The following is a 25127-nucleotide window of genomic DNA, read 5'->3' on the forward strand; positions in this document are numbered from 1 at the left end:
ACGACTACGCCGCCCTCGGCGACACCTCCACCCTCGCCGATCCAACCGTCGTCGAGGACCTCATCGACAACCGCATGAACCGCGCCTGAGGCGCGGCTCCGGAGGCGCGACGCCCGTCGCGCCTCCCCGAGGAACACCCCGGGTGGCCGCGGACGCGGCTCGCCCGCCGGACCTTCACGATCAAAGAAACACGAGAGGGAGATGAAGATGGAAGCATCGCTAGCGGAGCGGATCGCCGCCGATCCGAACTACCAGAAATTGAAATCGGAGCGATCGAGGTTCGGCTGGACGCTCACCATCGCGATGCTCGTCGTCTATTACGGTTTCGTTCTGCTCATCGCCTTCGACAAGGACGTGCTCGCCGCGCGGATGGGGTCGGGCGTGATGACCTGGGGCATCCCGATCGGCTTCGGCGTGATCATCTTCACCATCCTCGTCACCGGCATCTACGTGCGCCGCGCGAACAGCGAGTTCGACGAGCTCTCCGAGAAGATCAAGCGGGAGGCGCTGAAGTGAAGACCCCCATCCTGCGCGCCGGCGCGCTCGCCGCGTTCCTCGCCGCGCCCGTCCAGGGCTTCGCCGCCGACGTGATCGAGGCGGGCGAGAAACAGGCGACCAACTGGACCGCGATCGTGATGTTCGCGGGCTTCGTGATCCTCACCCTCTTCATCACCAAATGGGCGGCGGCCAAGACCAAGTCCGCCTCGGATTTCTACACCGCGGGCGGCGGCATCACCGGCTTCCAGAACGGGCTCGCCATCGCAGGCGACTACATGTCGGCCGCCTCCTTCCTCGGCATCTCGGCCGCGGTCATGGTCTCGGGCTATGACGGGCTCATCTATTCGATCGGCTTCCTCGTCGGCTGGCCGATCCTGACCTTCCTGATGGCGGAGCGGCTCCGCAACCTCGGCAAGTTCACCTTTGCCGACGTCGCGGCCTTCCGCTTCGCCCAGACCCCGATCCGCGTCTTCGCCGCCTCCGGCACGCTGATCGTCGTCGCCTTCTACCTGATCGCGCAGATGGTCGGCGCGGGCTCGCTGATCGAGCTCCTCTTCGGCCTCGACTACTGGATCGCGGTCGTCGTCGTGGGCGTGCTCATGATGGTATACGTGCTCTTCGGCGGCATGACCGCGACTACCTGGGTGCAGATCATCAAGGCCTGCCTGCTGCTCGCCGGCGCGACCTTCATGGCCTTCATGGTGATGTACCACTACGGCTTCAGCCCCGAGGCGATGTTCGCCGACGCGGTCCGGGTCAAGACCGACCTCGCCGCCGCGAAGCCCGACACCACCCCCGAGGCCGCGGCCGCCGCCGGCCAGGCGATCATGGGCCCCGGCACCTTCATCAAGGATCCGATCTCGGCGATCAGCTTCGGCATGGCGCTGATGTTCGGCACCGCCGGCCTGCCGCACATCCTGATGCGCTTCTTCACCGTGCCCTCGGCCAAGGAAGCGCGGAAGTCGGTGATGTGGGCGACCACCTGGATCGGCTACTTCTACCTGCTGACCTTCATCATCGGCTTCGGCGCCATCACCTTCGTGCTGACGAATCCGGGCTTCCTCGGCGCGGACGGGCTGCTCGTCGGCGGCAACAACATGGCGGCCGTGCATCTCGCCAAGGCGGTCGGCGGCAACGTCTTCCTCGGCTTCATCTCGGCGGTGGCCTTCGCGACCATCCTCGCGGTCGTCGCCGGCCTGACGCTCTCGGGCGCCTCGGCGGTCAGCCACGACCTCTATGCGACGGTGATCAAGGGCGGCAAGGCCGACAGCGCCTCGGAACTGCGCGTGTCGCGCATCACCACGATCTGCCTCGGCATCGTCGCGGTCATCCTCGGCATCGCCTTCCAGAAGCAGAACATCGCCTTCATGGTCTCGCTCGCCTTCGCGGTCGCGGCCTCGGCGAACTTCCCCGTCCTGTTCATGTCGGTGCTCTGGAAGGACTGCACGACCAAGGGCGCGGTCGTCGGCGGCTTCCTCGGCCTCATCTCCTCGGTGGTGCTGACGGTGCTCTCGCCCTCGGTCTGGGAGGCGACGCTCGGCTATCCGAAGGGCTCGGCTCCCTTCCCCTACACCTCGCCGGCGCTCTTCTCGATGGTCCTCGCCTTCCTCGGCATCTGGATCGTCTCGAAGATGGACAACAGCGCGCGGGCGCGGATCGACCGGGCCGGGTTCCTGCCGCAGCAGGTGCGTTCGGAAACCGGCATCGGCGCCTCGGAAGCCTCCGCGCACTGACGAGGAGCGCGGATCATGTCCGGAACGGATCCGCGCAACCCGAGCAAGGCCGGCTCGCCCCCCCCGGGGCGGGCCGATTTCGTCGGCGGGCGCGAGCGGCGCGAGTTCATCTCGCTCATGACCGCGCGGGTGCGCGACGCGCCGCTCCGCAAGCCCTTCTTCGCCGAGGGCGGAACCGATCTCGTCACGCTCTGCCGCGACCTGAAGGCGCATGGCCGCACCGGCGCGCTGGTGCGCGACGGCGAACGGCTCGGCATCTTCACCACCACCGACCTGCGCGACGCGCTGGCGCTGGGGCGCCCGCCCGAGACCGTCGCGGTCCGCGAGGTCGCGATCTTCGAGCCGCTCTCGGTCTCCGCCGACGACGAGCTCTTCGAGGCGCTGATCGTGATGCTGCGCCACGGGTTCCACCGGGTGATCGTGCGCGAGAAGGGCGAGATCACCGGCGTGCTCACCCAGCTCGACCTGATGGCCTATGTCGCCAACCACTCGCAGCTGATCGCGCTCGAGGCCGCGCAGGCCGACACGATCGCCGAACTCGGCGCGGCCGCGCGCCAGATCGACGGCATGATCCGCTTGCTCTCCGAGGACGGGGTGCGGGTCGAGATCATCGCGGGGCTGGTCGGCGGGCTGAACCGGCGGATCTTCGAACGGCTCTGGACGCTCGTGGCCCCCGAGACGCTGCGAGCCAATTCCTGCCTCGTCGTGATGGGCAGCGAGGGCCGGGGCGAGCAGATCATCAAGACCGACCAGGACAACGCGCTCATCCTGCGCGACGGCTTCGCCTTCGACGGGCTCGAGGCGGTGACCGAGACCTTCACCGCCGCGCTCATAGATTTCGGCTATCCGCCCTGCCCCGGCGGCATCATGGTAAACCGTCCGCTCTGGCGCCAGCCGGTCGGCGGTTTCCGCGCGGCGCTGCGTGACTGGACCCATGGCAGCGCCCCGGAAGGGCCGATGAACCTCGCGATTTTCCTCGACGCGGCCGCGGTGGCCGGGGACGCGGCGCTGCTCGACGAGCTCGAGACCTATCTGCGGGGACTGCTCGCGGGAAGCGACGCGTTCTTCGCCCGCTTCGCCGCCGCGATCGAGCAGTTCGGCGGCGGTGGCGGCTGGTGGCGCCGCCTGCCGGGGCTGAGCGGCCGCGAGGCGGCGGAGATCGACCTCAAGAAGCTCGGGATCTTCCCCCTCGTCCACGGCGTGCGCACGCTCGCGCTGCAATACGGGGTTACCGGGCTCGGCACCGCCGAGCGGATCGCCGCGCTCTCGGCGGCCGGGCGGATCGACGCGCCGCTGGCGCGCGACCTCGTGGACGCGCTCCATCTGCTGATGGGGCTGAAGCTCGGCAACAACCTGCGCCAGCTGGACGCCGGCCGGGCGCCCGACAACGCGGTCCGGCTCTCCGAACTCGGCACGCTCGACCGCGAGGCGCTGCGGGAGGCGCTCGCGATCGTGCGCCGGTTCAAGGACTGGCTGCGGAGCCATTACCGGCTGGACGCGCTGTGACGGGCGGGCGCGGTCCCGGGGCACGGGTGCTCGTCGCGCTCTGCGCGGCCGGCTTCGCGCTCTTCAACTTCCCGCTTCTGGTCGTCTGGGACCGGCCCGGCACGATCCTCGGCCTGCCGCCGCTGCCGGTCGCGCTCTTCGCGATCTGGGCCGGGCTGATCGCCGCGCTCGCGCTCGCGAGCGAGCGGGGCGGCGGCCGGGACGACGGGGAATGATCCCGCCCGCCGTCGTGCTGGCCGCGTCCTTCGGCTATCTGCTGCTGCTCTTCCTGATCGCCGCCCATGCCGACCGCCGCGCCGCGCAAGGCCGATCCCTGATCGACAATCCGGGGGTCTACGCGCTGTCCTGGGGCGTCTACTGCACCGCCTGGACCTATTTCGGCAGCGTCGGCCGCGCCGCCTCGGGTGGGGTCTGGTTCCTGCCGATCTATCTCGGGCCGATGCTCGCGATGCTCCTCGCCTGGATCGTGCTGCGCAAGATGGTCCGGATCGCCCGGACCTACCGCGTCACCTCGATCGCCGACTTCATCGCCAGCCGCTACGGCAAGAGCCCGGCGCTCGCCGCGCTCGTCACGCTCATCACCGTGGTCGGCATCGTCCCCTACATCGCGCTCCAGCTGAAGGCCGTGGCCGCGGGCTATCAGGTGATGACCGGCGCGGAGGCCGCGGGGGCGGCCGCGTGGTGGACGGACAAGACGCTCTTCGTCGCGCTGACCCTCGCCGCCTTCGCGATCGCCTTCGGCACCCGCCACCTCGACCTCGCCGAGCGCCACGAAGGCATGGTCGCGGCCATCGCCTTCGAATCCGCGGTCAAGCTCGGCGCCTTCCTCGCGGTCGGCGCCTTCGTCACCTGGGGGCTCTTCGACGGGTTCGGCGACATCTGGCACCGCGCCCGGGCCGTGCCGGAACTGGGCGCGCTCCTCCGGCTCGACCGGGGCGGCGGCGGGTTCGGGCATGCCCAGTGGTTCGCGCTCACCCTGCTCTCGATGCTCTCGGTCCTGCTGCTGCCCCGGCAGTTCCAGGTGATGGTCGTCGAATGCGTGGACGAGCGTCACATCCGCCGCGCGGCATGGCTCTTCCCGCTCTACCTGCTGCTCATCAACATCTTCGTCCTGCCGATCGCGATCGGCGGGCTGCTGCTCCCGGGCAACGGATCCGCCGACGCGGAGACCTTCGTCCTGTCCCTGCCGCTCGGCCATGGCGCGCCGGCGCTCGCGCTCCTCGCCTATGTCGGCGGCCTCTCCGCCATCACCGGCATGCTCGTGGTGGAGACGGTCGCGGTCTCCACGATGGTCTGCAACGACCTCGTCATGCCCGCGCTGCTGCGTCTCGGCGTCCTCGGCGCGCCGCGGGGGAGCGATCTGACGCGGGTGCTGCTCAGCATCCGGCGCGGCGCGATCGTCGGCGTGCTGATGCTCGGCTATCTCTACTACCGCGTCGCGGGCGAGGCCTACGCGCTGGTCTCGATCGGGCTCATCAGCTTCGCCGCCGTCGCCCAGTTCGCCCCGGCGCTGCTCGGCGGCATCTACTGGCGCGACGGCACGCGGGCCGGGGCCTTCGGCGGGCTGATCGCCGGTTTCGCGCTCTGGACCTATACGCTGATGCTGCCCTCGCTCGCGAAATCGGGCTGGATCGGCGGCGACTTCCTCGCGCGCGGCCCCTTCGGGATCGCGCTGCTCGCCCCGGAGCGACTCTTCGGCCTGACCGGGCTCGACAACCTCACCCATTCGCTGTTCTGGAGCCTCGGCGTCAACGTCGCGCTCTATGTCGGTCTCTCCCTCGCCCGCGCCCCCTCGGCGCGGGAGGCGAGCCAGGCGCTGCTCTTCGTCGACGTCTTCCGCCGGGGCGGCGCCGAGCCCGTCTTCTGGCGCGGCCGCGCGCGGCTCGACGACCTGCGCGCGCTCGCCACCCGCTTCATCGGCCCGGAGCGCGCCGGCGCGATCTTCGCGGACTACGCCGCCGAACTCGGCGTGCCGCCGGCGGAACTGAGACCCGACGCCCGCCTCGTCGACCGGGTCGAGCGGCGGATCGCCGGCGCCGTCGGCACCGCCTCCGCCCGCGTCATGGTCGCCTCCGTCACGCGCGAGGAACCGCTTTCGGTCGAGGATGTGCTGGAGATCCTCGACCAGGCCTCGCAGCTGCGCGCCTACGCCCACGCGCTGGAGGAGAAGTCGCGCTCGCTCGAGACGGCGACGGCGGAACTCCGCGCCGCCAACGAGCAGCTGCTGAGCCTGGATCATCTGAAGGACGACTTCATGTCCTCGGTCACGCACGAGCTCCGGACGCCGCTCACCTCGATCCGGGCGCTCTCCGAACTGATGCTCGACGATCCGGAGATGGAGGCGGAGCAGCGCGGCGAATTCCTCGGCATCATCGTCTCGGAGAGCGAGCGGCTGACGCGGCTCGTCAACCAGGTGCTCGACCTCGCGAAGATCGAGGCGGGCCATGGCGAATGGCACAATGCGAGCGTCGACCTGCGCGCGCTGATCCTCGACGCGGCGCGGGGCGTCGCGGAACTCTTCCGCGAACGCGGGGCCGAACTCGTCCTCGACCTGCCCGCGTCGGTACCGCCGCTCTGGGCCGATCCCGACCGGCTGACCCAGGTCATGCTGAACCTGCTCTCCAACGCCGCGAAATTCGTCCCCGCCGAGAAGGGCCGGGTCGAGGTGACGCTCGCCGAGGAAGGGGGGAACCTCGTCGTCTCGGTCCGCGACAACGGTCCCGGCGTCCCGCCGGCGGAGCGGGCGAGCGTCTTCGAGAAGTTCCGCCAGGGCGGCGACGCCGCGAGCCGCCCGCCCGGCACCGGCCTCGGGCTTCCGATCAGCCGACGGATCGTGGATCATTTCGGCGGAACAATGTGGCTGGATTCGGAACCGGGCCAGGGGGCATGCTTCGCCTTCCGTCTGCCGCTCGCTCCGGCAACCGGGCCAGGGGGGAAAGAAAATGGGCACGAAGGTGCTGATCGCCGATGACGAACCCAACATCGTCGTCTCGCTCAGCTTCCTGATGAAGCGCGAGGGCTACGACGTGCTGGTCGCCCGCGACGGCGTCGAGGCGCTCGAGACGATCCGGGCCGAGAGGCCGCGCCTCGTCCTGCTCGACGCGATGATGCCGAGGCTGACGGGATTCGACGTCTGCGAGGCGGTGCGGGCCGACGAGAACGTGCGCGACACGCGGATCCTGATGCTGACTGCGAAGGGGCGCGATTCCGACATCGCCCGCGGCCTCGGCGCCGGCGCGGACGCCTATGTGACCAAGCCCTTCTCGACGCGCGATCTCGCGGCCAGGGTCCGGGACATGCTGGCATGAAGCCCGATCCCCGCCGGATCCTCGCCGCGCTGGCGCCGGGCGCCGCGCTGGCGCTCTGGCTGCTGGGAGGCGCGCTCCTGCTCGGCGCGACGCTCTCCCCCGAGGCGCGGGCGGCGCTCGGGCCGCTGCTCACCGGGACGGCCACGCTCATCGCGGGATGGTGGTTCCTCGCCGCGGCGGCCGGCGCGTGGCTCGCGGCGCGCTTCTACGAGGCGCATGTCGGCGCCACGGGTCGGCTCGCCGATGCGACGCGGCTGCTCGCGGGCGATCCCTCGGCGCCCTCGATCATGCCCCATGGCGCGGGGCGGGAGCGGCTGCTGACCGAGGCGATCAACGCGCTCGCCGACGAGCGACGCAGGCTCGAGGCCGAGATGGCCCGGCGCGTCGAGGAGGCGAGCCGCGCGGTGGCGCTCGAGCGCGACCAGCTCGGCGCGCTGATGGCGGAACTGAGCCAGAGCGTGCTGGTCTGCAATCTCGACGGGCGGATCCTGCTCTACAACGGCCAGGCCCGCGTGCTCTTCCGCCGCTTGTCCCGGGCCCCCGAAAGCGCGGGCGGCGCGGAGCTCATCGGGCTCGGACGGTCGATCCATTCGGTGATCGACAGGGCGCTCGTCACCCACGCGCTCGAGACGATCGACCGCCGCCGCGCCCGGGGCGAGGCGGCCGCGTCGAGCCAGTTCGTGACCACGACCCCGGCCGGCCACCTGCTCCGGGTCAGCCTCGCGCCGGTTCGATCGGAGGGGGCCGCGGCGCTGAGCGGCTATGTCCTGCTCGTCGACGACATCACCGACGAGATCGCCGCGCAGTCCCGGCGCGACCAGTCGCTGACGCGGCTGACCGAGGCGAGCCGCGCGTCGCTCGCCGCGATGCGGGCGGCGCTCGAAATGCTCGATTTCCCCGACCTCGAACCGGCCGAGCGCGAGAGTTTCCAGCGCGTGGTCCGCGACGAGGTCGGCGCGCTCAGCGCGCGCCTCGCCACGCTCGCCTCCGAGACTTCGGAGGATCTGCTGACCCGCTGGCCGTTGCAGGAGATGCTCGGCGCGGATCTCGTGACGGCGGCGGCGCAGCGGATCGAGGCGGTGACGGGCCGCGCCGTCGCGGTCGGCGAGGTGGACGAGACGCTCTGGCTCAACGTCGACAGTTTCGCGCTGACCCAGGCGCTCGCCTTCCTCGCCGACCGGCTGACGCGGGAACAGGATCAGCCGCCGCTGACGCTCCGCCTCGCGCCGGCCGCCGGCGGCTGGGGCCATCTCGATCTGGTCTGGCCCACCGGAGACGGCGCCGCCCGCGGGCCCCGCGGCTGGCGGACCGAGCCGATGCGCCTGGAGGACGGCGTCTCCCCGCTTTCCGCGCGCGACGTGGCGGAGCGGCACGGCGGCGAGATCTGGCTCGCCCACGAGCGGACCCGGGGCCTCAGCTTCTTCCGCTTCCTGCTGCCGCTCGCCTCCGGCCTCGAGACCGAGCCGGCGACCGGGGAACGGCCGGAATACTACGATTTCGACCTCTTCGCGGCGAGCGACGCGGCCCGCGCCCTCGACGACCGTGCGCTTGAGACCCTCTCCTATACCGTGTTCGACACCGAGACGACCGGGCTCGATCCCGCGGGCGGCGACGAGATCATCCAGATGGGCGCGGTCCGCGTCGTGAACGGCAAGCTGCTGCGCGGCGAACGCTTCGACCAGCTGGTCGATCCGGGGCGGAGCATCCCCGAGGCTTCGATCCCGTTCCACGGCATCCGGCCCGAGATGGTGCGCGGCCAGCCCCGGATCGCCGAGGTGCTGCCCGCCTTCCACGCCTTCGCCGCCGATACCGTGCTCGTCGGCCACAACGTCGCCTTCGACATGCGCTTCCTGCAGATGAAGGAGGGGGCGACGGGGATCCGCTTCGACCAGCCGGTGCTCGACACGCTGCTGCTCGCAAGTGTCGCCCAGCCGGCCGAGGAGTCCCATTCGCTGGAGGCCATCGCCACGCGGCTCGGCGTCGCCGTCACGGCCCGCCATTCCGCCGCCGGGGACGCGCTGACGACGGCGCAGGTCTTCCTCAAGCTTTTCCCGCTCCTGCGCGCCCGCGGCATCGTCACGCTCGGCCAGGCCCTCCGGGCGGCGGAGGCGTCTTATTACGCGCGACTCCGGTACTGACTTCGGATTTCCCGAAGCCAGACGCCGGTTTATGTTTCTTTATCCGAAGCTCCGCGGGGGGCAATCTGCGCGCGCAGACGGGAACGGCGGCGGAGAGGTTCGGAAGATGGCAGTCGAGAAGGTCGAGGCGCTGGTCGTCGGCGCCGGGCAGGCCGGGGTCGCGATGAGCGAGCATCTGAGCGCGCGGGGCGTGCCGCATCTGGTGCTGGAGCGCGGCCGGATCGCCGAGCGCTGGCGCAGCGGCCGCTGGAACTCGCTCGTCGCCAACGGGCCGGCCTGGCACGACCGCTTCCCGGGGCTCGACTTCCCCGGCGACCCCGAGGCCTTCGCCCCGAAGGAACAGGTCGCCGACTATTTCGTCGCCTATGCCGAGAAGTTCGCCGCCCCGATCCGCTGCGGCGTAGAAGTGCGCGAGGCGCGCCGGCTGGAGGGGCGCCGGGGCTTCCGGGTCGAGACCTCGCAGGGCGTGATCGAGGCCGATTACCTGATCGCCGCCACCGGCCCGTTCCAGCGCCCGGTCTTCCCGCGCATCGTGCCCGACAGCGCCAAGATCGCGCAGATCCACTCCGCCGACTACCGCGAGCCCGCGCAACTGCCCGGGGGCGCGGTGCTGGTCGTCGGCGCCGGCGCCTCGGGCGCGCAGATCGCCGAGGAGCTCCTCGAGTCCGGGCGCCGGGTCTTCATCGCGATCGGCCCGCACGACCGGCCGCCCCGCCGCTATCGCGGACGCGACAATGTCTGGTGGCTCGGCGTGCTCAACAAGTGGGACATGGAGGCGCCGCCGACCACGAAACACGTGACCTTCGCCGTCAGCGGCGCCCATGGCGGCCAGACCGTCGACTTCCGCCGCCTCGCCGCGCGCGGCATGGTGCTGCTCGGCCGGGCGGAATCCTTCGCACAGGGCGTGATGACCTTCGAGCCGGGCCTCGCCGGGAACCTCGCCACCGGCGATGCCAACTACCTCTCCGTGCTCGACGAGGCCGACGCCTATGTCGCACGCAACGGGCTCGACCTGCCGGAGGAGCCGGAGGCGCGGGTGATCCCGCCCGATCCGGACTGCGTGACCCACCCGATCCGCGCGCTCGATCTCGCCGCGGAGGGGATCACCTCGATCGTCTGGGCGACCGGCTACGCGCTCGATTTCGGCTGGCTCAGGGTCGATGCCTTCGACGCGACCGGCCGGCCCGCGCATCAGCGCGGCGTCTCGACCGAGCCGGGCGTGTATTTCCTCGGCCTGCCCTGGCAATCGCGCCGCGGCTCCTCCTTCATCTGGGGTGTCTGGCACGACGCGAAATTCGTCGCCGACCATATCGAGAAGATGCGCGGCTATCTCGCCTACGACCCGCCCGCGCCCGCCCCGGCGGCGAAGGCGGGCTGACCCAGGACCAGACAATCAGACGGAGCGCCCCCGATGGCCCATACCCGCATCCGGAAGTTCAACACGCGCGACACCTATCCCGAGCAGAACCTCGACAACGACCTCGCCCAGGCGGTGGTCGCGCGTGGGGCGACGATCTTCCTGCGCGGCCAGTGCCCGCAGGATCTCGACACCGCGAGGAACATCGAGAGCCACGATCCGGTGGAGCAGACGCACAAGGTGATGCGCAACATCCGCCAGCTGATCGAGGAGGCCGGCGGAACGATGGAGCATCTGTGCAAGGTCGTCGTCTACATCACCGACGTGCGCCACCGCGAGGCGGTCTACCGCACGATGGGCGAGTACATCCGGGGCGTGCATCCGGTCTCGACCGGGCTCGTCGTGACCGCGCTCGCCCGGCCGGAATGGCTGGTCGAGATCGACGCGACCGCCGTCATTCCCGACGCGTGAGGGCGCGATGACCTTCTCGATCGTCGCCCGCTGCCGCGAGACGGGCATGTTCGGCGTGGCCGTCGCCTCCTCCTCCCCCGCCGTCGCCGCGCGCTGCGCGCATGTGCGCGCCGGCGTCGGCGCGGTGGCGAGCCAGAACGTCACCGATCCCGCGCTCGGCACGCGCGCGCTCGACCTGATGGCACTCGGCGCCTCGGCCCCCGAGGCCGTCGCGGTGATCCGGCGCGCGCCCCATGCCGAATACCGCCAGATCCTCGCCGTCGACGCGGCGGGGGAAAGCGCGGTCCATTCCGGCCCGAACGCGCTCGGCATCTGGGCCGAGGCGCGGGGCGCCGATGTCGCCTGCGGCGGCAATCTCCTCGCCCGCGCCGAGGTACCCGAAGCGATGGTGGCGGGCTTCGCCGCCGCGACGGGCCCGCTGGGCGACCGGCTGCTCGCCGCGATGCGCGCGGGCCTGGCCGCCGGGGGCGAGGCCGGGCCGATCCATTCGGCGGGGATGATGCTCGCGCGCGAGGTCGCTTGGCCCGTCGCCGATCTCCGCGTCGACTGGACCGAAGGCGATCCGCTGGCCGAGCTCGCCGCGCTCTGGTCGCGCTACGCGCCCCAGCTCGACGATTACGTGACCCGCGCCCGCGATCCCCGCGCGGCGCCAAGCTACGGCGTGCCCGGCGACGAGTGATCCCTTCCGGCGCGTCGTTGACACCGAGAATTGATATATTAGTGTACGATTTCCGGACGGGGCACGCGAGCCCCGCCATCGGCTCGGAAGGAAGCGACGGATGCGCGACGGGGGTCAACTGCTGGTCGATAGCCTGGTCGCGCTGGGAGCGACGAAGGGATTCGGCGTCCCGGGCGAGAGCTATCTCGCGGTGCTCGACGCGCTGCATGATACCGCCGGGGTGCTCGATTTCGTGCTCTGCCGCAACGAAGGCGGCGCGGCCTTCATGGCCGCCGCCTGGGGCAAGCTGACCGGCGCCCCGGGGATCTGCTTCGTCACCCGCGGCCCGGGCGTCGCCAATGCCTCGATCGGCGTGCACACCGCCATGCAGGACAGCGCGCCGATGCTGCTCTTCGTCGGGCAGGTGGGCACCGACATGCGGGGCCGGGAGGCGTTCCAGGAGATCGACTACCGCGCGGTCTTCGGCACCATGGCGAAATGGGCGGTGGAGATCGACGATGCCGACCGCCTTCCGGAAATCCTCGGCCGCGCCTGGACCACCGCGACCACCGGCCGCCCCGGCCCGGTGGTCATCGCGCTGCCCGAGGACATGCTGACCTCCAAGACCGGGGCCGCGCCCCTCGCCGGGCCGCCGCGGATCCACGAGCCCGCCCCGGCCCCCGCGGCGGTGGAGGAGGCGCTGGCGCTCCTCTCCGGCGCCGCGCGCCCGCTCGTCCTCGTCGCCGGCACCGGCTGGACCGGGGGGGGACGGCGCGCGCTCCAGTCCTTCGCGGAGGCCTCCGACATGCCCGTGATCGCGTCCTTCCGCTATCAGGACCAGTTCGACAATTTCTCGCCGGTCTTCTGCGGTGAGGCGGGCGTGGCCATGCCCGCGCATGTGAAACGGCTCATCCGCGACGCCGACGTGATCCTCGCGATCAACACCCGCTTCGGCGAGATGACGACCGACGCCTATACGCTGCTCTCGGTCCCCTGCCCCGCGCAGACGCTGATCCACGTCCACCCGTCCGACCGCGAGATCGGCAAGATCTACCAGCCCGCGCTCGGCATTCACGCCGGGCCGAACGCCTTCGCCGCCGCGCTCCGGAAGGTCCGGGGCGGCTGGTCCGGCTGGCGCGCGGAGGCGCGCGCCGCCTGGGAGGCCGGGTTCGACGCGCCGGACCAGCCCTCGCCCGTCGACATGGTGAAGGTGACGGCGCATCTGCGCGAAGTCCTGCCCGAGGATGTGATCCTGACGAACGGCGCGGGGAACTTCACCATCTGGCCGAACAAGTTCTTCAAGTACGGACCGAAGGCGCGGCTGCTCGCGCCGCAGTCGGGCGCCATGGGCTACGGCCTGCCCGCGGCGGTGGCGGCGAAGATCGCCTGCCCGGAACGGGTGGTGGTCTGCTTCGCCGGCGACGGCGATTTCCAGATGAACTGCCAGGAACTCGCGACGGCGGCGCAGGCGGGGGCCTGCCCGATCGTGCTCATCGTGAACAACGGCGTCTATGGCACGATCCGGGCGCATCAGGAACGGAACTATCCCGGCCGGGTCTCCGGCACGACGATGGTCAATCCGGACTTCTCCGCCCTCGCCCGCGCCTACGGCTTCCATGCCGAGCGTGTCGAGACGACCGCCGACTTCCCCGCCGCCTTCGCCCGCGCGCTGAAATCGGGATCCGGCGCCGTGCTCGACCTCGCCGTCTCCCCCGAGGCGCTGACGCCTCGCCAGACGCTCACCCAGATGCGTGAGGCCGCGCTCGCCACGCGGGAAGACGCATAGCTCGACGGCGAATATGCATTTGCATATTCGCGCGGATGTGGCGGGGCGGGAACGCTGGCGCGGGATCTGGCGCGCGGGCGCGTGTCCCGCTTGACCTTCGGCGCGGCGGGTTGCTTGCTCCTTTCCATCCATCAGGGAGGGTGCGATGCGGGCGTGGCTGGCGGGATGCGTGGCGGGGGCCGCGGTTCTGGCTTCGGTGGGCGGGGCCTCGGCGGAAGCCTTGCCCGACTGGGCGAGTGGCTGGAGCGGGCGGGCGACGCTCTACGGCTGGCTGCCCGTGATCAACGGCGCGCAGGAGGGGCCGGACGGCGAACCGCTGGTCGATCTCGACACCAACGACGTGCTGTCCCGTCTCGACACGGTGCTGATGACGGATTTCGAACTGCGCAAGGACCGCTGGGGCCTGCTGCTCGACGCGGTCTATGTCGATCTCTCGAACGATGCGAACTGGGTGCAGGATCGGATCCGGACGTCGACCAACACGCGCATCGGCATGTATACGCTCGCCGCGACCTATCGCGCCTACGAGAACACCAGCTCCTTCGCCGACGTCTACGCGGGCGGACGCTATTTCGACACCGGCCTCGATTTCGGCATCGCGACCGACCGGCGGGGGCGCGAGGTTTCCGCCGATCTCTCCTGGAGCGATCCCATCGTCGGGCTGCGCGGCGGGATGAGCTTCGGCGAGAACTGGTCGCTGCGCGGCTTCGCCGACGTGGGCGGTTTCGACGGTTCCGACGATCTGAGCTGGCAGGTCTATGGCGGCGGCGCCTATGCCTTCAACCGGCACTGGGAGGCGGCCTTCGGATACCGCTACCTCTCTATCCTCTATCAGGCCAGCGACCGGGTGAAGCTCGACCTCACCGTGCAGGGGCCGCTCGTCGGGATCAGCTACCTGTTCTGACCCCGGAGCGCCGCGCGGCGCTTGAAATCCGGGCGCGGCCGCGCATATGCTCTGGCATATGCGCAGGAGCATGCCATGCCCCGGACCGAGCCCGACGACCGTCCCCCGCCCCGCGAGGCGAAGCTCTTCCGCAACAACCGCAGCCAGGCGGTCCGGATCCCGGCCGATTTCGAGATGCCGGGCGACCGCGTGCTGATCCGCAAGGACGGCGACCGGCTGATCATCGAGCCGGCCCGGCGCCCGACGCTCGTCGAGGTTCTGGCCGGGCTCGAACCGCTTGGGCCGGAGGATGCCTTTCCCGACGTCGATGCCAGCCTGCTCCCCGCGCGGGACGTGGAGCTTTGAGCACCCTCTACATGCTCGACACGAACATCGTCTCCGAACTCGCCCGGAACCCGAGGGGACCGGTGGCCACGAAGATCGCGGCGGTCGGGCCGGAGGCGATCCGCGTCAGCATCGTCACGGCGGCGGAACTGCGCTACGGCTGCGCGAAGAAGGGCTCCGCCCGGCTCACCGCCCAGATCGACGCGATCCTCGGCGCGACCCGGGTAGTGGCGCTCGATCTTCCGGCGGATGCCCGCTATGGCGCGATCCGCGCCGGGCTCGAGGCGGCGGGCAAGCCGATCGGGCCGAACGACCTCCTCATCGCCGCCCATGCCCTCGCGCTCGGGGCTGTGCTGGTCACGGCGAACCTGGGTGAATTCTCACGGCTGCCCGCGCTCGCCGTGGAGAACTGGCTCGCCTGAGCCGGGGCTCGCAGGATGCGACGGGACTTGCCGCGATGCGTTCCCTTGGGCAAGGTCTCGTCATCGGATGTCATCGGATCAGGCTGCTGACTTGGCGGATCGCCCTCCCTTCCCTCCCGCGCGCCCCGGACCGGACCCCGATCCGTCCGCCTCTGGCAGTCCGCGCGCGGATGAGGACACGCTGCCCGAGACTCTCGCAGGATCCGGCGAGATCGACCGGCTGGTCGCGAGTGCGCGCGACTATGCGCGGGGGGCGGCGGCGGAGAACACCCGGCGCGCCTATGCCCGCGACTGGGCCGACTATACCCGCTGGTGCCGGCTGCGGGGTGCGAGCCCCCTGCCCCCGGACCCGCGGCTGATCGGGCTCTATCTCACGGACCGGGCCGCGCCTTCGGGCGGCGGCCCCGCCCTCGCGGTGACGAGCCTCGAACGGCGTCTCTCGGGGCTGGTCTGGAACTTCCGCCAGCGCGGCCTCTTGCTCGACCGCGGCGATCGGCACATCGCAAGCGTCCTTGCGGGAATCCGGCGCCGCCACGCCGCCCCGCCTCGGGTGAAGGCCGCGCTCTCCGCGGAGGAGGTGCTCGCGATGGCCGCCACCCTGCCCTATGACCTGCGCGGGTTGCGCGACCGGGCGCTGCTCCTGCTCGGCTTCGCCGCGGGGGCCCGGCGTTCGGAACTGGTGGGCCTCGATCTCGGCCGCGACGATACGCCAGATGGCGACGGCTGGATCGAGGTCGAGAGCCGGGGCGTCCTGCTCGTTGTGCGCGGCAAGACCGGCTGGCGCGAGATCGAGGTCGGACGCGGATCGTCCGAACGCTCCTGCCCGGTCAAGGCGCTGGAGACCTGGCTCTCCTTCGCCGCGCTCGAGAAGGGCGCGGTCTTTCGCCGGGTCTCGCGCGACGGGAGCCGCGCGCTTCCCGCGCGGCTGTCGGACCGGCATGTCGCACGGCTGGTGAAGCGGACGGCGGCCGCCGCTGGTCTGCGTCCCGACCTGCCCGAGGCGGAGATGCTCGCGCTCTATTCCGGCCATTCGCTGCGCGCCGGGCTCGCAAGCCACGCCGAGGTCGATGAGGCGCATGTCCAGCGTCATCTCGGCCACGCCTCCGCCGAGATGACCCGCCGCTACCAGCGCCGCCGGGACCGGTTCCGGGTGAACCTCACCGTCGCGGCCGGGCTCTGATCCTCTGAATCTTCAATCAACCGGCTTCGCCGGGATTCCTTGATTCAGGGATTCAAGATTCAGGACCGGAAAATGGCTCGGATTCAGGGGGATGGCGCGGGAAACCTGTCCTCCCGGGGGATCCGGCCTGACCGGATGGGGGATCGAACCTGACCGCGCGGGGGCGTCAACCTGACCGCGCGGGGGCGCGGCTCTTGCCTGACCTCCATTGACGGGTGAGGTCAGGAACGGCAGGGTGGCCGAAAATCCCGGGGGCTGACGCGTGGCACGGAATCAGGCGATGGCGGATGAGGTCGGACGCGCGATGCGCGTCGCCGAGACCGTTACCCGGAAGGCGGGCGAGGAGTTCGTCAAGCCGGGTGGGCTGGTCGAGGTCCGTTTCGTGAAAGGCCAGTCGCTGAGCCTCACCGCCTCGCGGTTGCTGGCGCTGATGATCCTGACCGCTGGCGGCGATGCCTGGCGCGACGTGACCCACCGGATGCGCAAGGCCGACATCCGGCGCGGCCACAAGGGGAACGAGCGTATCGGCGACATGCTGGAGGAATTGCACCGGACGCTCTTCGCGGAAGACGATCTCTCCTGGCGCGGTCGGCGGGCGACGAAGCGGTTCAGCCTCATCCAGGCCTCCTGGGAGGAGGTGGAGGGGAACGGGCGGGAGACGGGTTGGCTCGAATGGCAGTTCACGCCCGATGCGCGGCGGCTCATCCAGGAATCGGAAACCTACGCGGTGATGAACCGGCAGGCTGTGCTTGGCTTCCGCTCGGCCTATGCGCTGAAGCTCTACGAGGAAGGGGCGCTCCGGCTGCACCGGCGGCAGCCGGTCTGGAAGGTCGACTTGATCGGCCTGCGCGCGGCGCTCGGCATCGATCCGGAGAAGTACGGGGACTTCGCGCAACTGAGGCGCAAGGTGCTGAACGTGGCCCGCGACGAGATCGGGCAGCTGGCGCATTTCACCTGCGACTGGGAGGAGTTCAGGCGCGGGCGCGCCGTCAGCGAACTGGAGTTCCGCTTCACGCCCAAGGGCGCGCCCGCGCAACTCGCCACCGTCGAGGAAAACGCCCGCCACGGCGCCGGGCGGAGGGCGCGGCGGGAGGCCATCGTCGAGCAGGTGGTGACCCCCTCCCCCTCCCCCGCCGCCGTGGCGGCGCCCTCTCCCGTGCCAGCGACGTCGGACGGGTTGTGGGAACGGTTCCCGTCCGGCCGGTTGCGGTTCGGAGAGACCGAGGCGGCGGCGCGGCTGATCGGGCAGCGGCATGGCGGCGGTTGGGATGTCGACCTGATCGCGGAAGCCTATCGCGCGCATATGGGCGACCGGCTCGGGCGGCTGAGCGGCGCCAAGCTGGAGAGATCCTGGCGGGGGTTCTGCGAGGCATTCTTCGCCCGGCGGGGAAGGCCCTGACGGCGCCGCGGGCGGGGAAGCGGCGGAAAATTGCAGGGCTGCAATTTTCCAGGATCAATCCGTCGACGCGGCTCCCCTGCCCCGGTACCCGGCAGAGCGATACGCCCCCGATCGGACAGGTTTCACCCCTTGCCAGGTGGGTTAACCCTGATTCCGGCTTGTCCGGTTTTCGAAAACAGGCATTGTTGCGGGCGAAGTTCGCAAGTTCGCCGCGTCCCCCGGATATTTTGAAAGGAGAGTCCATGGCTTCCTCGATCGATGAAGTCCGCCTGAGCGAGCGGCTCGATGTCGCCGCCCTGGCGGATCGATCGTCCGCCGTGCTGGAGAAGCTGAGGACGTCCGCGCGGAGCGCGCGGTCGGAGGAGCGGCGGGAGCCGACCTTTCCGATCGGCAAGGCCGCCGAGCTGGTCGGCCGCACGACCGCTGCGATCCGCGAGGCCGAGAGCGACGGCCGTCTGGCGAGCCCGCCGCGGGGCGACAACAACCGGCGCGTCGGCTACACGCTCGCGCAGCTCAACGACATGCGCGGCACCTTCGGCACCCGGCCCTGGCGCGCGGCCTCCGATCCCTGCGCGGTGGTCGCCGTGCAGAACTTCAAGGGCGGCGTCGGCAAGTCGACCGTGTCGGTTCATCTCGCGCAGTATCTCGCGATCCGGGGCTATCGCGTGCTCCTCGTCGATTGCGACAGCCAGGCTTCGGCGACGACGCTGTTCGGCTATGTGCCCGATCTCGACCTGACCGAGGAGGAGACGCTCTATCCCTATCTGCGCGAGGGAGAGCGCCGCTCGCTCGACTATGCGATCCGCAAGACGCATTTCGACGGGCTCGATCTCATTCCGGCGAACCTGCGGCTGTTCCAGTCCGAATACGAACTCGCCGCGCGGATGGCGCGGGGGCAGGGCGCGCTGCTCGGGCGGCTGGCGGAGGGAATCGCCTCGGTCGAGGAGCTCTACGACGTGGTGGTGATCGACCCCCCGCCCGCGCTCGGGGCGATCTCGCTCTCGGTGCTGCGCGCGGCGAACGCGCTCGTCGTGCCGGTTCCGCCGACGGTGATGGACTTCTCCTCGACCGCCGCCTTCCTCGCCATGCTCGACGAGACGATCCGGAGCCTGGCGGACCACGAACTCGCGCCCGAACTTTCCTTCGTGCGCTTCGTCGCGACCAAGGTTGACGAAAACAAGTCGATGCAGCGGGGCCTTCTCGACCTGATGCGGCAGATCTACGGCAATGCGATGATCCGGACGCCGCTGAAGGATTCCGCCGAGATCGACAATGCGACCGCGCGGCTGATGACCGTCTACGAACTCGACGGGCCGATGACCAGCAAGCAGGTGCGCGACCGCTGCCTGACCTATCTCGACGGCGTGTGCGGCGAGATCGAACTCGACATCCGCCAGACCTGGCCCAGCCATCTCGGCCGGCTCCGCAAAGAGGGTCACGCGTGAGAAATTGCAGGGCTGCAATTCGGGTTCGGGAGGGCCGGGGATGAGCTCGAAGAACAAGAGCTTCGTGGACGGGCTGACGGCTTCGGTGGAGCCAGCGGAGCGCGCGCCGAGACTCGGCATCGGCGTGCTCGGCGGGCGCCACAACCGGCTCGCGGAGCTCGCCTCCGGCGCCGTCGTCAACAGCCCGCAGGAACTGGTCGATCCGGCGCGCTGCCGAATCTGGGAGCGGCACAACCGCGATTACGCGGCGCTTTCCCGCGATCGCTGCGAGGATCTGATCGAAAGCATCCTCGCCCAGGGGCGGCAGGAGGTTCCGGCCATCGTGCGCCGCGTCGCGGGCGACCCCGAGCATGATTTCGAGGTAATCTGCGGCGCCCGAAGGCACTGGAGCGTGGCCTGGCTGCGCGCGAACAACCACCCGGAGATCCGTTATCTCGTCGAGATCCGCGACCTGACCGACGAGCAGGCGTTCCGGATCTCCGATCTCGAGAACCGCGCGCGCGAGGATCTGAGCGACATCGAGCGGGCGCGTGACTATCTTCGGGCGCTCGGCCTCTACTACGGCGGCCGGCAGAAGGACATGGCGCGGCGGCTCAACCAGTCGGAGGCCTGGCTCAGCCGCTATCTCGATCTCGCGCGGCTGCCGGAAGAACTAGTGGGCGCCTTCGCGGATCCGTTCGAGCTCAGGATCTCGCATATCGGCGCGCTGAAGCCGCTGCTGAAGCCGGAACAGAGCCGCTCGGCGGTTCTGGCGGAGGCGCTTCGGCTGCGGCGCGCGCGCGAGCAGGGCAGGGGAGGCGTTCCGCTCACGCCGCCCGATGTCATCCGCGCGCTCACCGCCGCCGCGCGGCGCCCCTCCGGGGTGACGGGCGCCCCCAAGAAGACAGGAACGGAGGGGGAGGTGGTGAGGAACGCGGCGGGAAAGCCGCTCTATCGGCTGGACAGGAGGGATCGCAAGGGTGTGACGGTGACGCTGCTCCCGAAGGAAGGAGGCGATCGCGCGGAAGTCGAGGCGGCGCTCGCACGGCTGCTGGACGATCATTGGCCGGGCTGACGTCTCCGGATTACCGGATGTGAGCGGTGCGGGAATGGCGCGGCGGTTTTGCGATGAAATTCCAAGGATAACCGCCGCTCGGTCAGACCTAATCCGGACCTGACCGTTGGCGCCGAGCGCGGAAAGCCGATCCCCCGCGCCACGGAGCAATAGGCGCCGTTGTCAGGATGAAATCGATCCCCTTGGGAACGTAGCATCCGGGTTAGCGTCGAGGGACGTTGCGGTGGTCCCTCCGGACCATTACGTCACCGAGGTGCGCGGGAAACTCGCGGACTACTTCGCGAGCGTGCTCGCAGCCGCCCCCGTCCCGCTCCTATCGAGAATTCGGCCCTGAATCCCCACCCGGTCGCCTGAGGGGGCGGGGCCAGGATGGAGATCCGCGCGGCTCGGTTGATTCATGGAGAGCCGACCTTGGGAGGGGTTGGCGATGTCCACGAAGATGAGCGAAGCGGACTGAGTGATGGCGGTCGAGGTGTTCCGGGCCTGCCGGCCGGCGCGCGGGGCCAAAGCGCGGAGCGACCGGCTGTTTCTGGAGGCGCCGCACTTCTTCGCGGTTCACAACATCAGACGGCTGGCGTTGCCGGAGCGGTTCTGCCTGTGGAACAGCGTCCGGAAGCGGTTTTCGCGCCACCCTCGAATGGTCCACTGGTTCAACGAGCGCCGCCTCCTCGAGCCGATCGGGAACATCCCGCCCGCCGAGGCCGAGGCGAACTACTTCGCCGGACTGGAGACACCCGCCGTGGCGGCGTAGGACTCAAACCAAAACGTTCCGGCAAACCCGGGGCGGTTCAGAGGCTCATTTGAAATCGATGGCAAAGAGTCGCTTCTTCAAGGAAACTCCTGCGTGGCCTGAGAGCCTTCTCCACGTTCAGGAACCGTTCACGGCGCCAGTTCGGACAGGACCGCGCGACGAGAGAGACAACCTCGAACCGGCCCGTGTCGAGCCGGAAGACGACACGCATCCGGCGGCGGAGCGCCATGACCGCGAGGCGTTGCGCGTCGCGCGGCCGGGTGGCGGCGTCGTCGAAATCGACGACATGGTGCAGCAGGACGATCCGTCCGCCCGGCGCGAGCGCCCGATCCATCCGCGCGACAAGCAGCGCGAGGTCGCGCCGGCCGAGATAGTAGAGGATCTCCGACGCGACGATCAGATCGAAAGGGCCGGGCGGAAAATCCCGCGGCAGCAGGCCATGGCGGTGCCGCAGGCCCGGCCAGGGTCCGGCATGGCGGCGCGCCTCGGCGATCGCGGTCGGCGAGGCATCGGTCGCGACGAGCCGCAGGCAGCGGGGCGCGAGCGCGCGGCTGGTGACGCCGGTGCCGCAGGCGAGCTCCAGCGCGCGGCCGAATGGCCCCGAACCGCAGGCCCGGAGCAGCGCCCTCCGCTTGAAGACCTCGAACGGGGAGGTCGCGTAGTCCCAGGGGTCGATGTTCTCGCGGTACTTCCGCTCGAACCCGGCCGCGTCGATCACCTCTCGCATGGCCGCCAGTAGATTTCCTCGGGACCGGTCAGCCGGTCGATCGTCGCGGGTCCGAGCACGAAGCCGGTCGGGTCGTCCTCGACGAGCAGGCCGAGTTGCGAGGCATGCGCCCGCAGGGCGCCGCGCTTGACCTCCGGGGAGACACGGAGGGAGACGGGCTCCATCTCGGTCGCGGCCGGATGGTCCTCCGGCGCGCCGAGCTCGTCGAGCCAGATCGCGTATTCGAGGACCTCCGGCCGCGCGGGAGCGCGCGCAAGCGCCTCCGTCGCGAGCGCCCAGGCGTCGCGGTGGTCGCGGTGCGGGTCGCGCCGCCACGGCAGCAGGACGAGCGCCGGCCCCAGGTCGCGGACGAGGCGCGTCACGGTCCCGAGCGCCTCGGCATGCGCCGGGCTGCCCCTGGGCGGCATTCCCGCGTCGGGCAGGCGCAGGAAGGTGCGGGGCGCGCCGCCCGCGCCGAGCCGCCGCAGCGCCTCCTCCGCCTCGGCCTCGCGGCGCCGTGCGAGCCGGGCGCGGGGCCAGGCGCGGGACCCCGGATGCGACGCGCCGCCGTCGGTCACGAAGAGCACGTGCGTGGCCAAGCCCCGCGCGACCGCCGCGGCGATCAGCCCGCCGCAGCCGAGCGTCTCGTCGTCGGGATGGGGGGCCACGACGAGCACCGGACCATCGGGGAGCGTGAGCGGGGCGGGGCGGATCATTCCCCGGCGCCCTGCCCGGGCGCCCAGTCGCCCGCCGCGATGGCGGCGCCGAAGGCGGCGGCCGCGCCGTCGGGGTTCGGCTGCCGCAGGTAGACGCGGAGGTCGCGCATCCGCCGCTCGAACGGATGGGGCGCGAGCATCCCCTGCGCGCCGATCGCGCGTTCCGCGTCCTCGAGCACCGCGAGCGCCGCCGTCTCGACCGCGAGGCGGGCGCCGTTCGCCGCGGCGAGCAGGCGCCGCGCCGGCTCGGAGTCGGGTGTCCGCGCCGCCCGCGCCCAGTCCGCGCCCGCGCGCGCCAGCCAGAGATAGCCGGTCTCGACCGCCATACCCATCCGCGCCAGCCGATGCGCCTGATGGGGATTTGCCGCGCGACCGGCCTGGCCGAGGTGCTCCGCCGCGATGTCGAGGAGCGCGTGCGTCCCCCCCACCTGCGCCGCGAGGAAGCGGATCGCGCCCGCCGAAAACCATGGCTCGCGGAGGTAGTCGCCGGGCTGGCCGAGATGCCAGTCTTCCTCGACGCGTAGGCCGGAGAAGTCGACGACATGGCTGCCGGAGGCGCGCATGCCCATCGGCGTCCACCAGGAGCGGTCGACCGGAAGCCCCGCGAGCGGGACGAGGATCATGCGCCGCGCCGGGGCTTCGCCGTCGCCGTCCACGGTGACGATCGCGTGGTCGAGCCCGTCCACGCCGGAGGCGAAGTTCTTCCTGCCGACGAGTTCCCCGCCGACCAGCCGGAGCGGATCGCCGGGCGCGTCGGTGTTCCAGACGCCGAGCAGCGCGTCGGCCTCCGGGCCGGCGAAGCGCCGCCGCTGCGCCGCGGTCCCGAACTGGTCGACGAGCAGGCGGGCGTTCACGTGGCCCTCGAAGATCCGGGCGACGCTGAGATCCCCCCGGCCGACCTCGGCCAGCAGGCGGAGGAGGGCGGCGATCTCCGCCGGCGCGATCGGTGGCGCGGCCACGAGACCCTGGCGCCGAAGCACCGCGAAGGCTTCCGCGGGGAAGGAACCGTCGGCGTCGTGCGCCGCCGCCGAGGCGCCGATCGCCTCGGCGAGCGGCGAGGAGCCGCGCGCCGCCGCGCGCGCGCGCTCAGGCCGCATCGCTGCGCCCGCGGAGTTCGGCGATCCGCGCCTCCAGCCTTGCGATCGCGCATTCCGCCGGCACGGTCGCCGGCGCGTCGGGATCGTCCGGCGCCAGAAGCTCCACCAGCGCGGCGGGGGAAAGATCGAGGCACGTCTCCGCGCCGGTCCAGCTTCCGTCCCGAACCGCGCGGCGCAGGCGAAGCCGCGCCTCCAGCGCCTCGGGACAGCGGACGAGAACCGGCGATCCCTGTTCCTCCGCGCGAAGCCAGGCCTTCAGGCAATCGGCCATCCCGCCCGGCGCCCGGCCGAAGGTGCGCGCGGAAACCATGACGCGGACATCGAGCGGATGCGCGAGCCGGAAGCCCGCCGCGCGCGCCTTCGCGACGAAGGCGAGATCCTCGCGGAACGGCAGCGGGTCGAGCCCGCCGAGCGCGTCGTGCACCTCCGCCCGCGTGGCGAGGCTCGCCCCCGTGTGGTCCTGGTGCCGCGGCCAGGGATCGTGCGGCAGCGGATCGAGCAGCGCGGCCAGTTCGTCGCGCAGCGCGTCGTAGCGCGCGTGGAGCCGCGCGCGCCGCTGGAAGCCGGGGCCGAGCCGCGCCTCCTCCTCCGGATCGCCGGAGATCCATCCTCCGACGAGGTCGGCGCCGCCGGCGATCGCGCGGAGGTTCGCCTCGATCCAGTCGTCCGCCGGCACCGCGTCCGCGTCGGTGGTGATGAGCGCCCCGCTCGGCCGGAGGCTGGCGGCGATCTCCATCGCGCGCCGCCGCGCGGTCCCGACATGCGCGCGCCCCGCGGGATAGGTGACGTCCTCGACGATCAGCTCGAGGCCCGGCGCGAGCTCCGCGGCCCTCCGCAGCGCCTCGCGCGAGCCGTCGGTCGTGTTGTTGAGAACGATCACCACCTCGAGCGGCCCGGACAGGCGCCGCGTCACCGTCTGCCGGGCGAGCGCCGCGATCAGCCGGGGCAGCAGAGCCGCCTCGTTTCGCGCCGGGATCGCGACCACGGGGACGGTGGCGGCGACATCGGGCAGGGGAACGACCGCGTTCGTGCCAGGGCGGGAGCGTCCGGCGGGATCTCTTGCATCCAGGGTCAATTCGGTCTCCATCGGAGGTCCCGGCGGCGCCGGCCGTGCCAGCGCCTTCGGGCTGAGAAGTGCCGTTTCAAGGAGATGAAGGGGGAAAAGGTTCCCACGGTTCCGTGCGCGGGGATCACCAGCCCGCCCGCCCGGGGCGGCGTTTCTTCTTCTTCTTCTTCGTAATCCCGACGAGGCGGGCCTCCACCGTGTGGGCGGCGAAATCGTCTAACGGGGACGCCGGGAAGCCAGCGTCTTCGACGAAGTCAACGGCTGCCAGGCGCAGGAGAGGGTCGTCTTCGACGACGAGAACAGCGGGTGGGGATGCGCGCATGCGGAGGTCCTCGGGATTCTCGCAGCTGAGCCAGGGGTGCGCGGAAATTCTCCCGACGGCCCGTTGCTGGTAAACATGGGTCGATCTCGCCTGTTCCGGTCAATCCCATTCCGCGCAGGACCGCGTCGCCCGATCAACCCGCCGATGGGGTGACATGTCCGGAGGAACATGCGCCCGCGGGGGCGCGGCGGATGGTCAGTGTTCGAGGTGGCGCAGTGGAAGCGTGAGGGTGACTTCGAGTCCGTCATGCCGCCAGCGGTAGGCGATCGTGCCACCCAATTGACCG

At 70.9% G+C, this 25127-nt stretch carries 23 protein-coding genes and 1 pseudogene; 19 read left to right on the top strand and 5 right to left on the bottom strand.

What is annotated here, in order from left to right; genetic code table 11:
- Positions 1 to 207 precede the first annotated feature (207 nt).
- The 19 genes and pseudogenes from FJM51_RS21180 to FJM51_RS26005 all read left to right on the top strand — a co-directional run.
- A complete protein-coding gene (locus tag FJM51_RS21180; RefSeq protein ID WP_140456124.1) occupies positions 208 to 516 on the top strand; it encodes a DUF485 domain-containing protein in 309 nt (102 codons plus the stop codon).
- On the top strand, positions 513 to 2231 hold the full coding sequence (locus tag FJM51_RS21185; protein ID WP_140456125.1) for a cation acetate symporter: 1719 nt from the start codon (positions 513 to 515) through the stop codon (positions 2229 to 2231). Before FJM51_RS21180 ends, FJM51_RS21185 begins: the two co-directional genes overlap by 4 nt.
- A gap of 15 nt (positions 2232 to 2246) precedes the next feature.
- Positions 2247 to 3737 (top strand): putative nucleotidyltransferase substrate binding domain-containing protein, encoded by a 1491-nt coding sequence (locus FJM51_RS21190; RefSeq protein ID WP_140456126.1) that lies wholly within the window; start codon positions 2247 to 2249, stop codon positions 3735 to 3737.
- Entirely contained in the window at positions 3734 to 3952 is a 219-nt protein-coding gene (locus FJM51_RS21195; RefSeq protein ID WP_140456127.1) for a hypothetical protein, read from the top strand. The genes FJM51_RS21190 and FJM51_RS21195 overlap by 4 nt, the downstream gene beginning before the upstream one ends.
- Positions 3949 to 6708, top strand: coding sequence for a sensor histidine kinase (locus tag FJM51_RS21200; protein WP_140456128.1), 2760 nt, complete (start codon positions 3949 to 3951; stop codon positions 6706 to 6708). Before FJM51_RS21195 ends, FJM51_RS21200 begins: the two co-directional genes overlap by 4 nt.
- A complete protein-coding gene (locus tag FJM51_RS21205) occupies positions 6680 to 7045 on the top strand; it encodes a response regulator transcription factor (protein WP_140456129.1) in 366 nt (121 codons plus the stop codon). The genes FJM51_RS21200 and FJM51_RS21205 overlap by 29 nt, the downstream gene beginning before the upstream one ends.
- Positions 7042 to 9183 (top strand): exonuclease domain-containing protein, encoded by a 2142-nt coding sequence (locus FJM51_RS21210; RefSeq protein ID WP_140456130.1) that lies wholly within the window; start codon positions 7042 to 7044, stop codon positions 9181 to 9183. Before FJM51_RS21205 ends, FJM51_RS21210 begins: the two co-directional genes overlap by 4 nt.
- Positions 9184 to 9289: 106 nt before the next feature.
- Positions 9290 to 10561: a flavin-containing monooxygenase gene (locus FJM51_RS21215; protein ID WP_140456131.1), complete on the top strand. Its 1272-nt coding sequence runs from the start codon at positions 9290 to 9292 to the stop codon at positions 10559 to 10561.
- Positions 10562 to 10594: 33 nt separating this feature from the next.
- A complete protein-coding gene (locus FJM51_RS21220; RefSeq protein ID WP_140456132.1) occupies positions 10595 to 11011 on the top strand; it encodes a RidA family protein in 417 nt (138 codons plus the stop codon).
- Between the two features lie 7 nt (positions 11012 to 11018).
- Positions 11019 to 11690, top strand: coding sequence for a DUF1028 domain-containing protein (locus FJM51_RS21225; RefSeq protein WP_140456133.1), 672 nt, complete (start codon positions 11019 to 11021; stop codon positions 11688 to 11690).
- 100 nt (positions 11691 to 11790) lie between these two features.
- A complete protein-coding gene (locus tag FJM51_RS21230; protein WP_140456134.1) occupies positions 11791 to 13455 on the top strand; it encodes a thiamine pyrophosphate-dependent enzyme in 1665 nt (554 codons plus the stop codon).
- 145 nt (positions 13456 to 13600) lie between these two features.
- A complete protein-coding gene (locus FJM51_RS21235; protein ID WP_140456135.1) occupies positions 13601 to 14359 on the top strand; it encodes an outer membrane protein in 759 nt (252 codons plus the stop codon).
- 75 nt (positions 14360 to 14434) lie between these two features.
- Positions 14435 to 14704 carry an antitoxin gene (locus FJM51_RS21240; protein WP_140456136.1) on the top strand — a complete coding sequence of 90 codons (270 nt, stop codon included), beginning with the start codon at positions 14435 to 14437 and terminating at the stop codon, positions 14702 to 14704.
- Positions 14701 to 15105, top strand: a complete 405-nt coding sequence (locus tag FJM51_RS21245) for a PIN domain-containing protein (RefSeq protein WP_140456137.1) — start codon at positions 14701 to 14703, stop codon at positions 15103 to 15105. The genes FJM51_RS21240 and FJM51_RS21245 overlap by 4 nt, the downstream gene beginning before the upstream one ends.
- A 91-nt stretch (positions 15106 to 15196) precedes the next feature.
- Entirely contained in the window at positions 15197 to 16285 is a 1089-nt protein-coding gene (locus tag FJM51_RS21250) for a tyrosine-type recombinase/integrase (RefSeq protein ID WP_438502772.1), read from the top strand.
- A 280-nt stretch (positions 16286 to 16565) separates the two neighbouring features.
- A complete protein-coding gene (locus FJM51_RS21255) occupies positions 16566 to 17684 on the top strand; it encodes a replication initiation protein (protein ID WP_210240378.1) in 1119 nt (372 codons plus the stop codon).
- 242 nt (positions 17685 to 17926) lie between these two features.
- Positions 17927 to 19129, top strand: coding sequence for an AAA family ATPase (locus FJM51_RS21260; protein ID WP_140456139.1), 1203 nt, complete (start codon positions 17927 to 17929; stop codon positions 19127 to 19129).
- A gap of 40 nt (positions 19130 to 19169) precedes the next feature.
- The gene (locus FJM51_RS21265; protein WP_140456140.1) at positions 19170 to 20183 is read left to right on the top strand and encodes a ParB/RepB/Spo0J family partition protein; all 1014 of its coding nucleotides are present in this window, start codon (positions 19170 to 19172) and stop codon (positions 20181 to 20183) included.
- 626 nt (positions 20184 to 20809) lie between these two features.
- Positions 20810 to 20934, top strand: a pseudogene (locus FJM51_RS26005) (IS3 family transposase); the annotation flags it as partial.
- 37 nt (positions 20935 to 20971) lie between these two features.
- Here the strand turns inward: FJM51_RS26005 and FJM51_RS21275 are convergent.
- The 5 genes from FJM51_RS21275 to FJM51_RS21295 form a co-directional block, all read right to left on the bottom strand.
- Positions 20972 to 21661, bottom strand: a complete 690-nt coding sequence (locus FJM51_RS21275; protein WP_140456142.1) for a class I SAM-dependent methyltransferase — start codon at positions 21659 to 21661, stop codon at positions 20972 to 20974.
- Complete coding sequence (locus FJM51_RS21280; RefSeq protein WP_140456143.1) at positions 21649 to 22356, bottom strand: PIG-L deacetylase family protein; 708 nt, start codon at positions 22354 to 22356, stop codon at positions 21649 to 21651. Before FJM51_RS21280 ends, FJM51_RS21275 begins: the two co-directional genes overlap by 13 nt.
- Positions 22353 to 23453 carry an acyl-CoA dehydrogenase family protein gene (locus FJM51_RS21285; RefSeq protein WP_140456144.1) on the bottom strand — a complete coding sequence of 367 codons (1101 nt, stop codon included), beginning with the start codon at positions 23451 to 23453 and terminating at the stop codon, positions 22353 to 22355. Before FJM51_RS21285 ends, FJM51_RS21280 begins: the two co-directional genes overlap by 4 nt.
- The gene (locus FJM51_RS21290) at positions 23443 to 24528 is read right to left on the bottom strand and encodes a glycosyltransferase family 2 protein (protein WP_181164696.1); all 1086 of its coding nucleotides are present in this window, start codon (positions 24526 to 24528) and stop codon (positions 23443 to 23445) included. The genes FJM51_RS21285 and FJM51_RS21290 overlap by 11 nt, the downstream gene beginning before the upstream one ends.
- 115 nt (positions 24529 to 24643) lie before the next feature.
- Positions 24644 to 24841 (bottom strand): hypothetical protein, encoded by a 198-nt coding sequence (locus FJM51_RS21295; protein ID WP_140456146.1) that lies wholly within the window; start codon positions 24839 to 24841, stop codon positions 24644 to 24646.
- Between the last annotated feature and the right edge of the window lie 286 nt (positions 24842 to 25127).

The sequence above is a fragment of the Amaricoccus solimangrovi genome, from assembly GCF_006385685.1.
In the GTDB taxonomy this organism is placed as follows: Bacteria; Pseudomonadota; Alphaproteobacteria; order Rhodobacterales; family Rhodobacteraceae; genus Amaricoccus; species Amaricoccus solimangrovi.

Excerpts from the sequence above, each read along its gene's own strand:
- FJM51_RS21200 (WP_140456128.1), top strand. The coding sequence starts at position 3,949 with ATGATCCCGCCCGCCGTCGTGCTGGCCGCGTCCTTCGGCTATCTGCTG.
- FJM51_RS21210 (WP_140456130.1), top strand. The coding sequence starts at position 7,042 with ATGAAGCCCGATCCCCGCCGGATCCTCGCCGCGCTGGCGCCGGGCGCC.
- FJM51_RS21260 (WP_140456139.1), top strand. The coding sequence starts at position 17,927 with ATGGCTTCCTCGATCGATGAAGTCCGCCTGAGCGAGCGGCTCGATGTC.
- FJM51_RS21265 (WP_140456140.1), top strand. The coding sequence starts at position 19,170 with ATGAGCTCGAAGAACAAGAGCTTCGTGGACGGGCTGACGGCTTCGGTG.
- FJM51_RS21285 (WP_140456144.1), bottom strand. The coding sequence starts at position 23,453 with ATGCGGCCTGAGCGCGCGCGCGCGGCGGCGCGCGGCTCCTCGCCGCTC.
- FJM51_RS21225 (WP_140456133.1), top strand. The coding sequence starts at position 11,019 with ATGACCTTCTCGATCGTCGCCCGCTGCCGCGAGACGGGCATGTTCGGC.
- FJM51_RS21180 (WP_140456124.1), top strand. The coding sequence starts at position 208 with ATGGAAGCATCGCTAGCGGAGCGGATCGCCGCCGATCCGAACTACCAG.
- FJM51_RS21240 (WP_140456136.1), top strand. The coding sequence starts at position 14,435 with ATGCCCCGGACCGAGCCCGACGACCGTCCCCCGCCCCGCGAGGCGAAG.
- FJM51_RS21280 (WP_140456143.1), bottom strand. The coding sequence starts at position 22,356 with ATGATCCGCCCCGCCCCGCTCACGCTCCCCGATGGTCCGGTGCTCGTC.
- FJM51_RS21295 (WP_140456146.1), bottom strand. The coding sequence starts at position 24,841 with ATGCGCGCATCCCCACCCGCTGTTCTCGTCGTCGAAGACGACCCTCTC.
- FJM51_RS21255 (WP_210240378.1), top strand. The coding sequence starts at position 16,566 with ATGGCGGATGAGGTCGGACGCGCGATGCGCGTCGCCGAGACCGTTACC.
- FJM51_RS21230 (WP_140456134.1), top strand. The coding sequence starts at position 11,791 with ATGCGCGACGGGGGTCAACTGCTGGTCGATAGCCTGGTCGCGCTGGGA.
- FJM51_RS21220 (WP_140456132.1), top strand. The coding sequence starts at position 10,595 with ATGGCCCATACCCGCATCCGGAAGTTCAACACGCGCGACACCTATCCC.
- FJM51_RS21215 (WP_140456131.1), top strand. The coding sequence starts at position 9,290 with ATGGCAGTCGAGAAGGTCGAGGCGCTGGTCGTCGGCGCCGGGCAGGCC.
- FJM51_RS21275 (WP_140456142.1), bottom strand. The coding sequence starts at position 21,661 with ATGCGAGAGGTGATCGACGCGGCCGGGTTCGAGCGGAAGTACCGCGAG.
- FJM51_RS21235 (WP_140456135.1), top strand. The coding sequence starts at position 13,601 with ATGCGGGCGTGGCTGGCGGGATGCGTGGCGGGGGCCGCGGTTCTGGCT.
- FJM51_RS21190 (WP_140456126.1), top strand. The coding sequence starts at position 2,247 with ATGTCCGGAACGGATCCGCGCAACCCGAGCAAGGCCGGCTCGCCCCCC.
- FJM51_RS21205 (WP_140456129.1), top strand. The coding sequence starts at position 6,680 with ATGGGCACGAAGGTGCTGATCGCCGATGACGAACCCAACATCGTCGTC.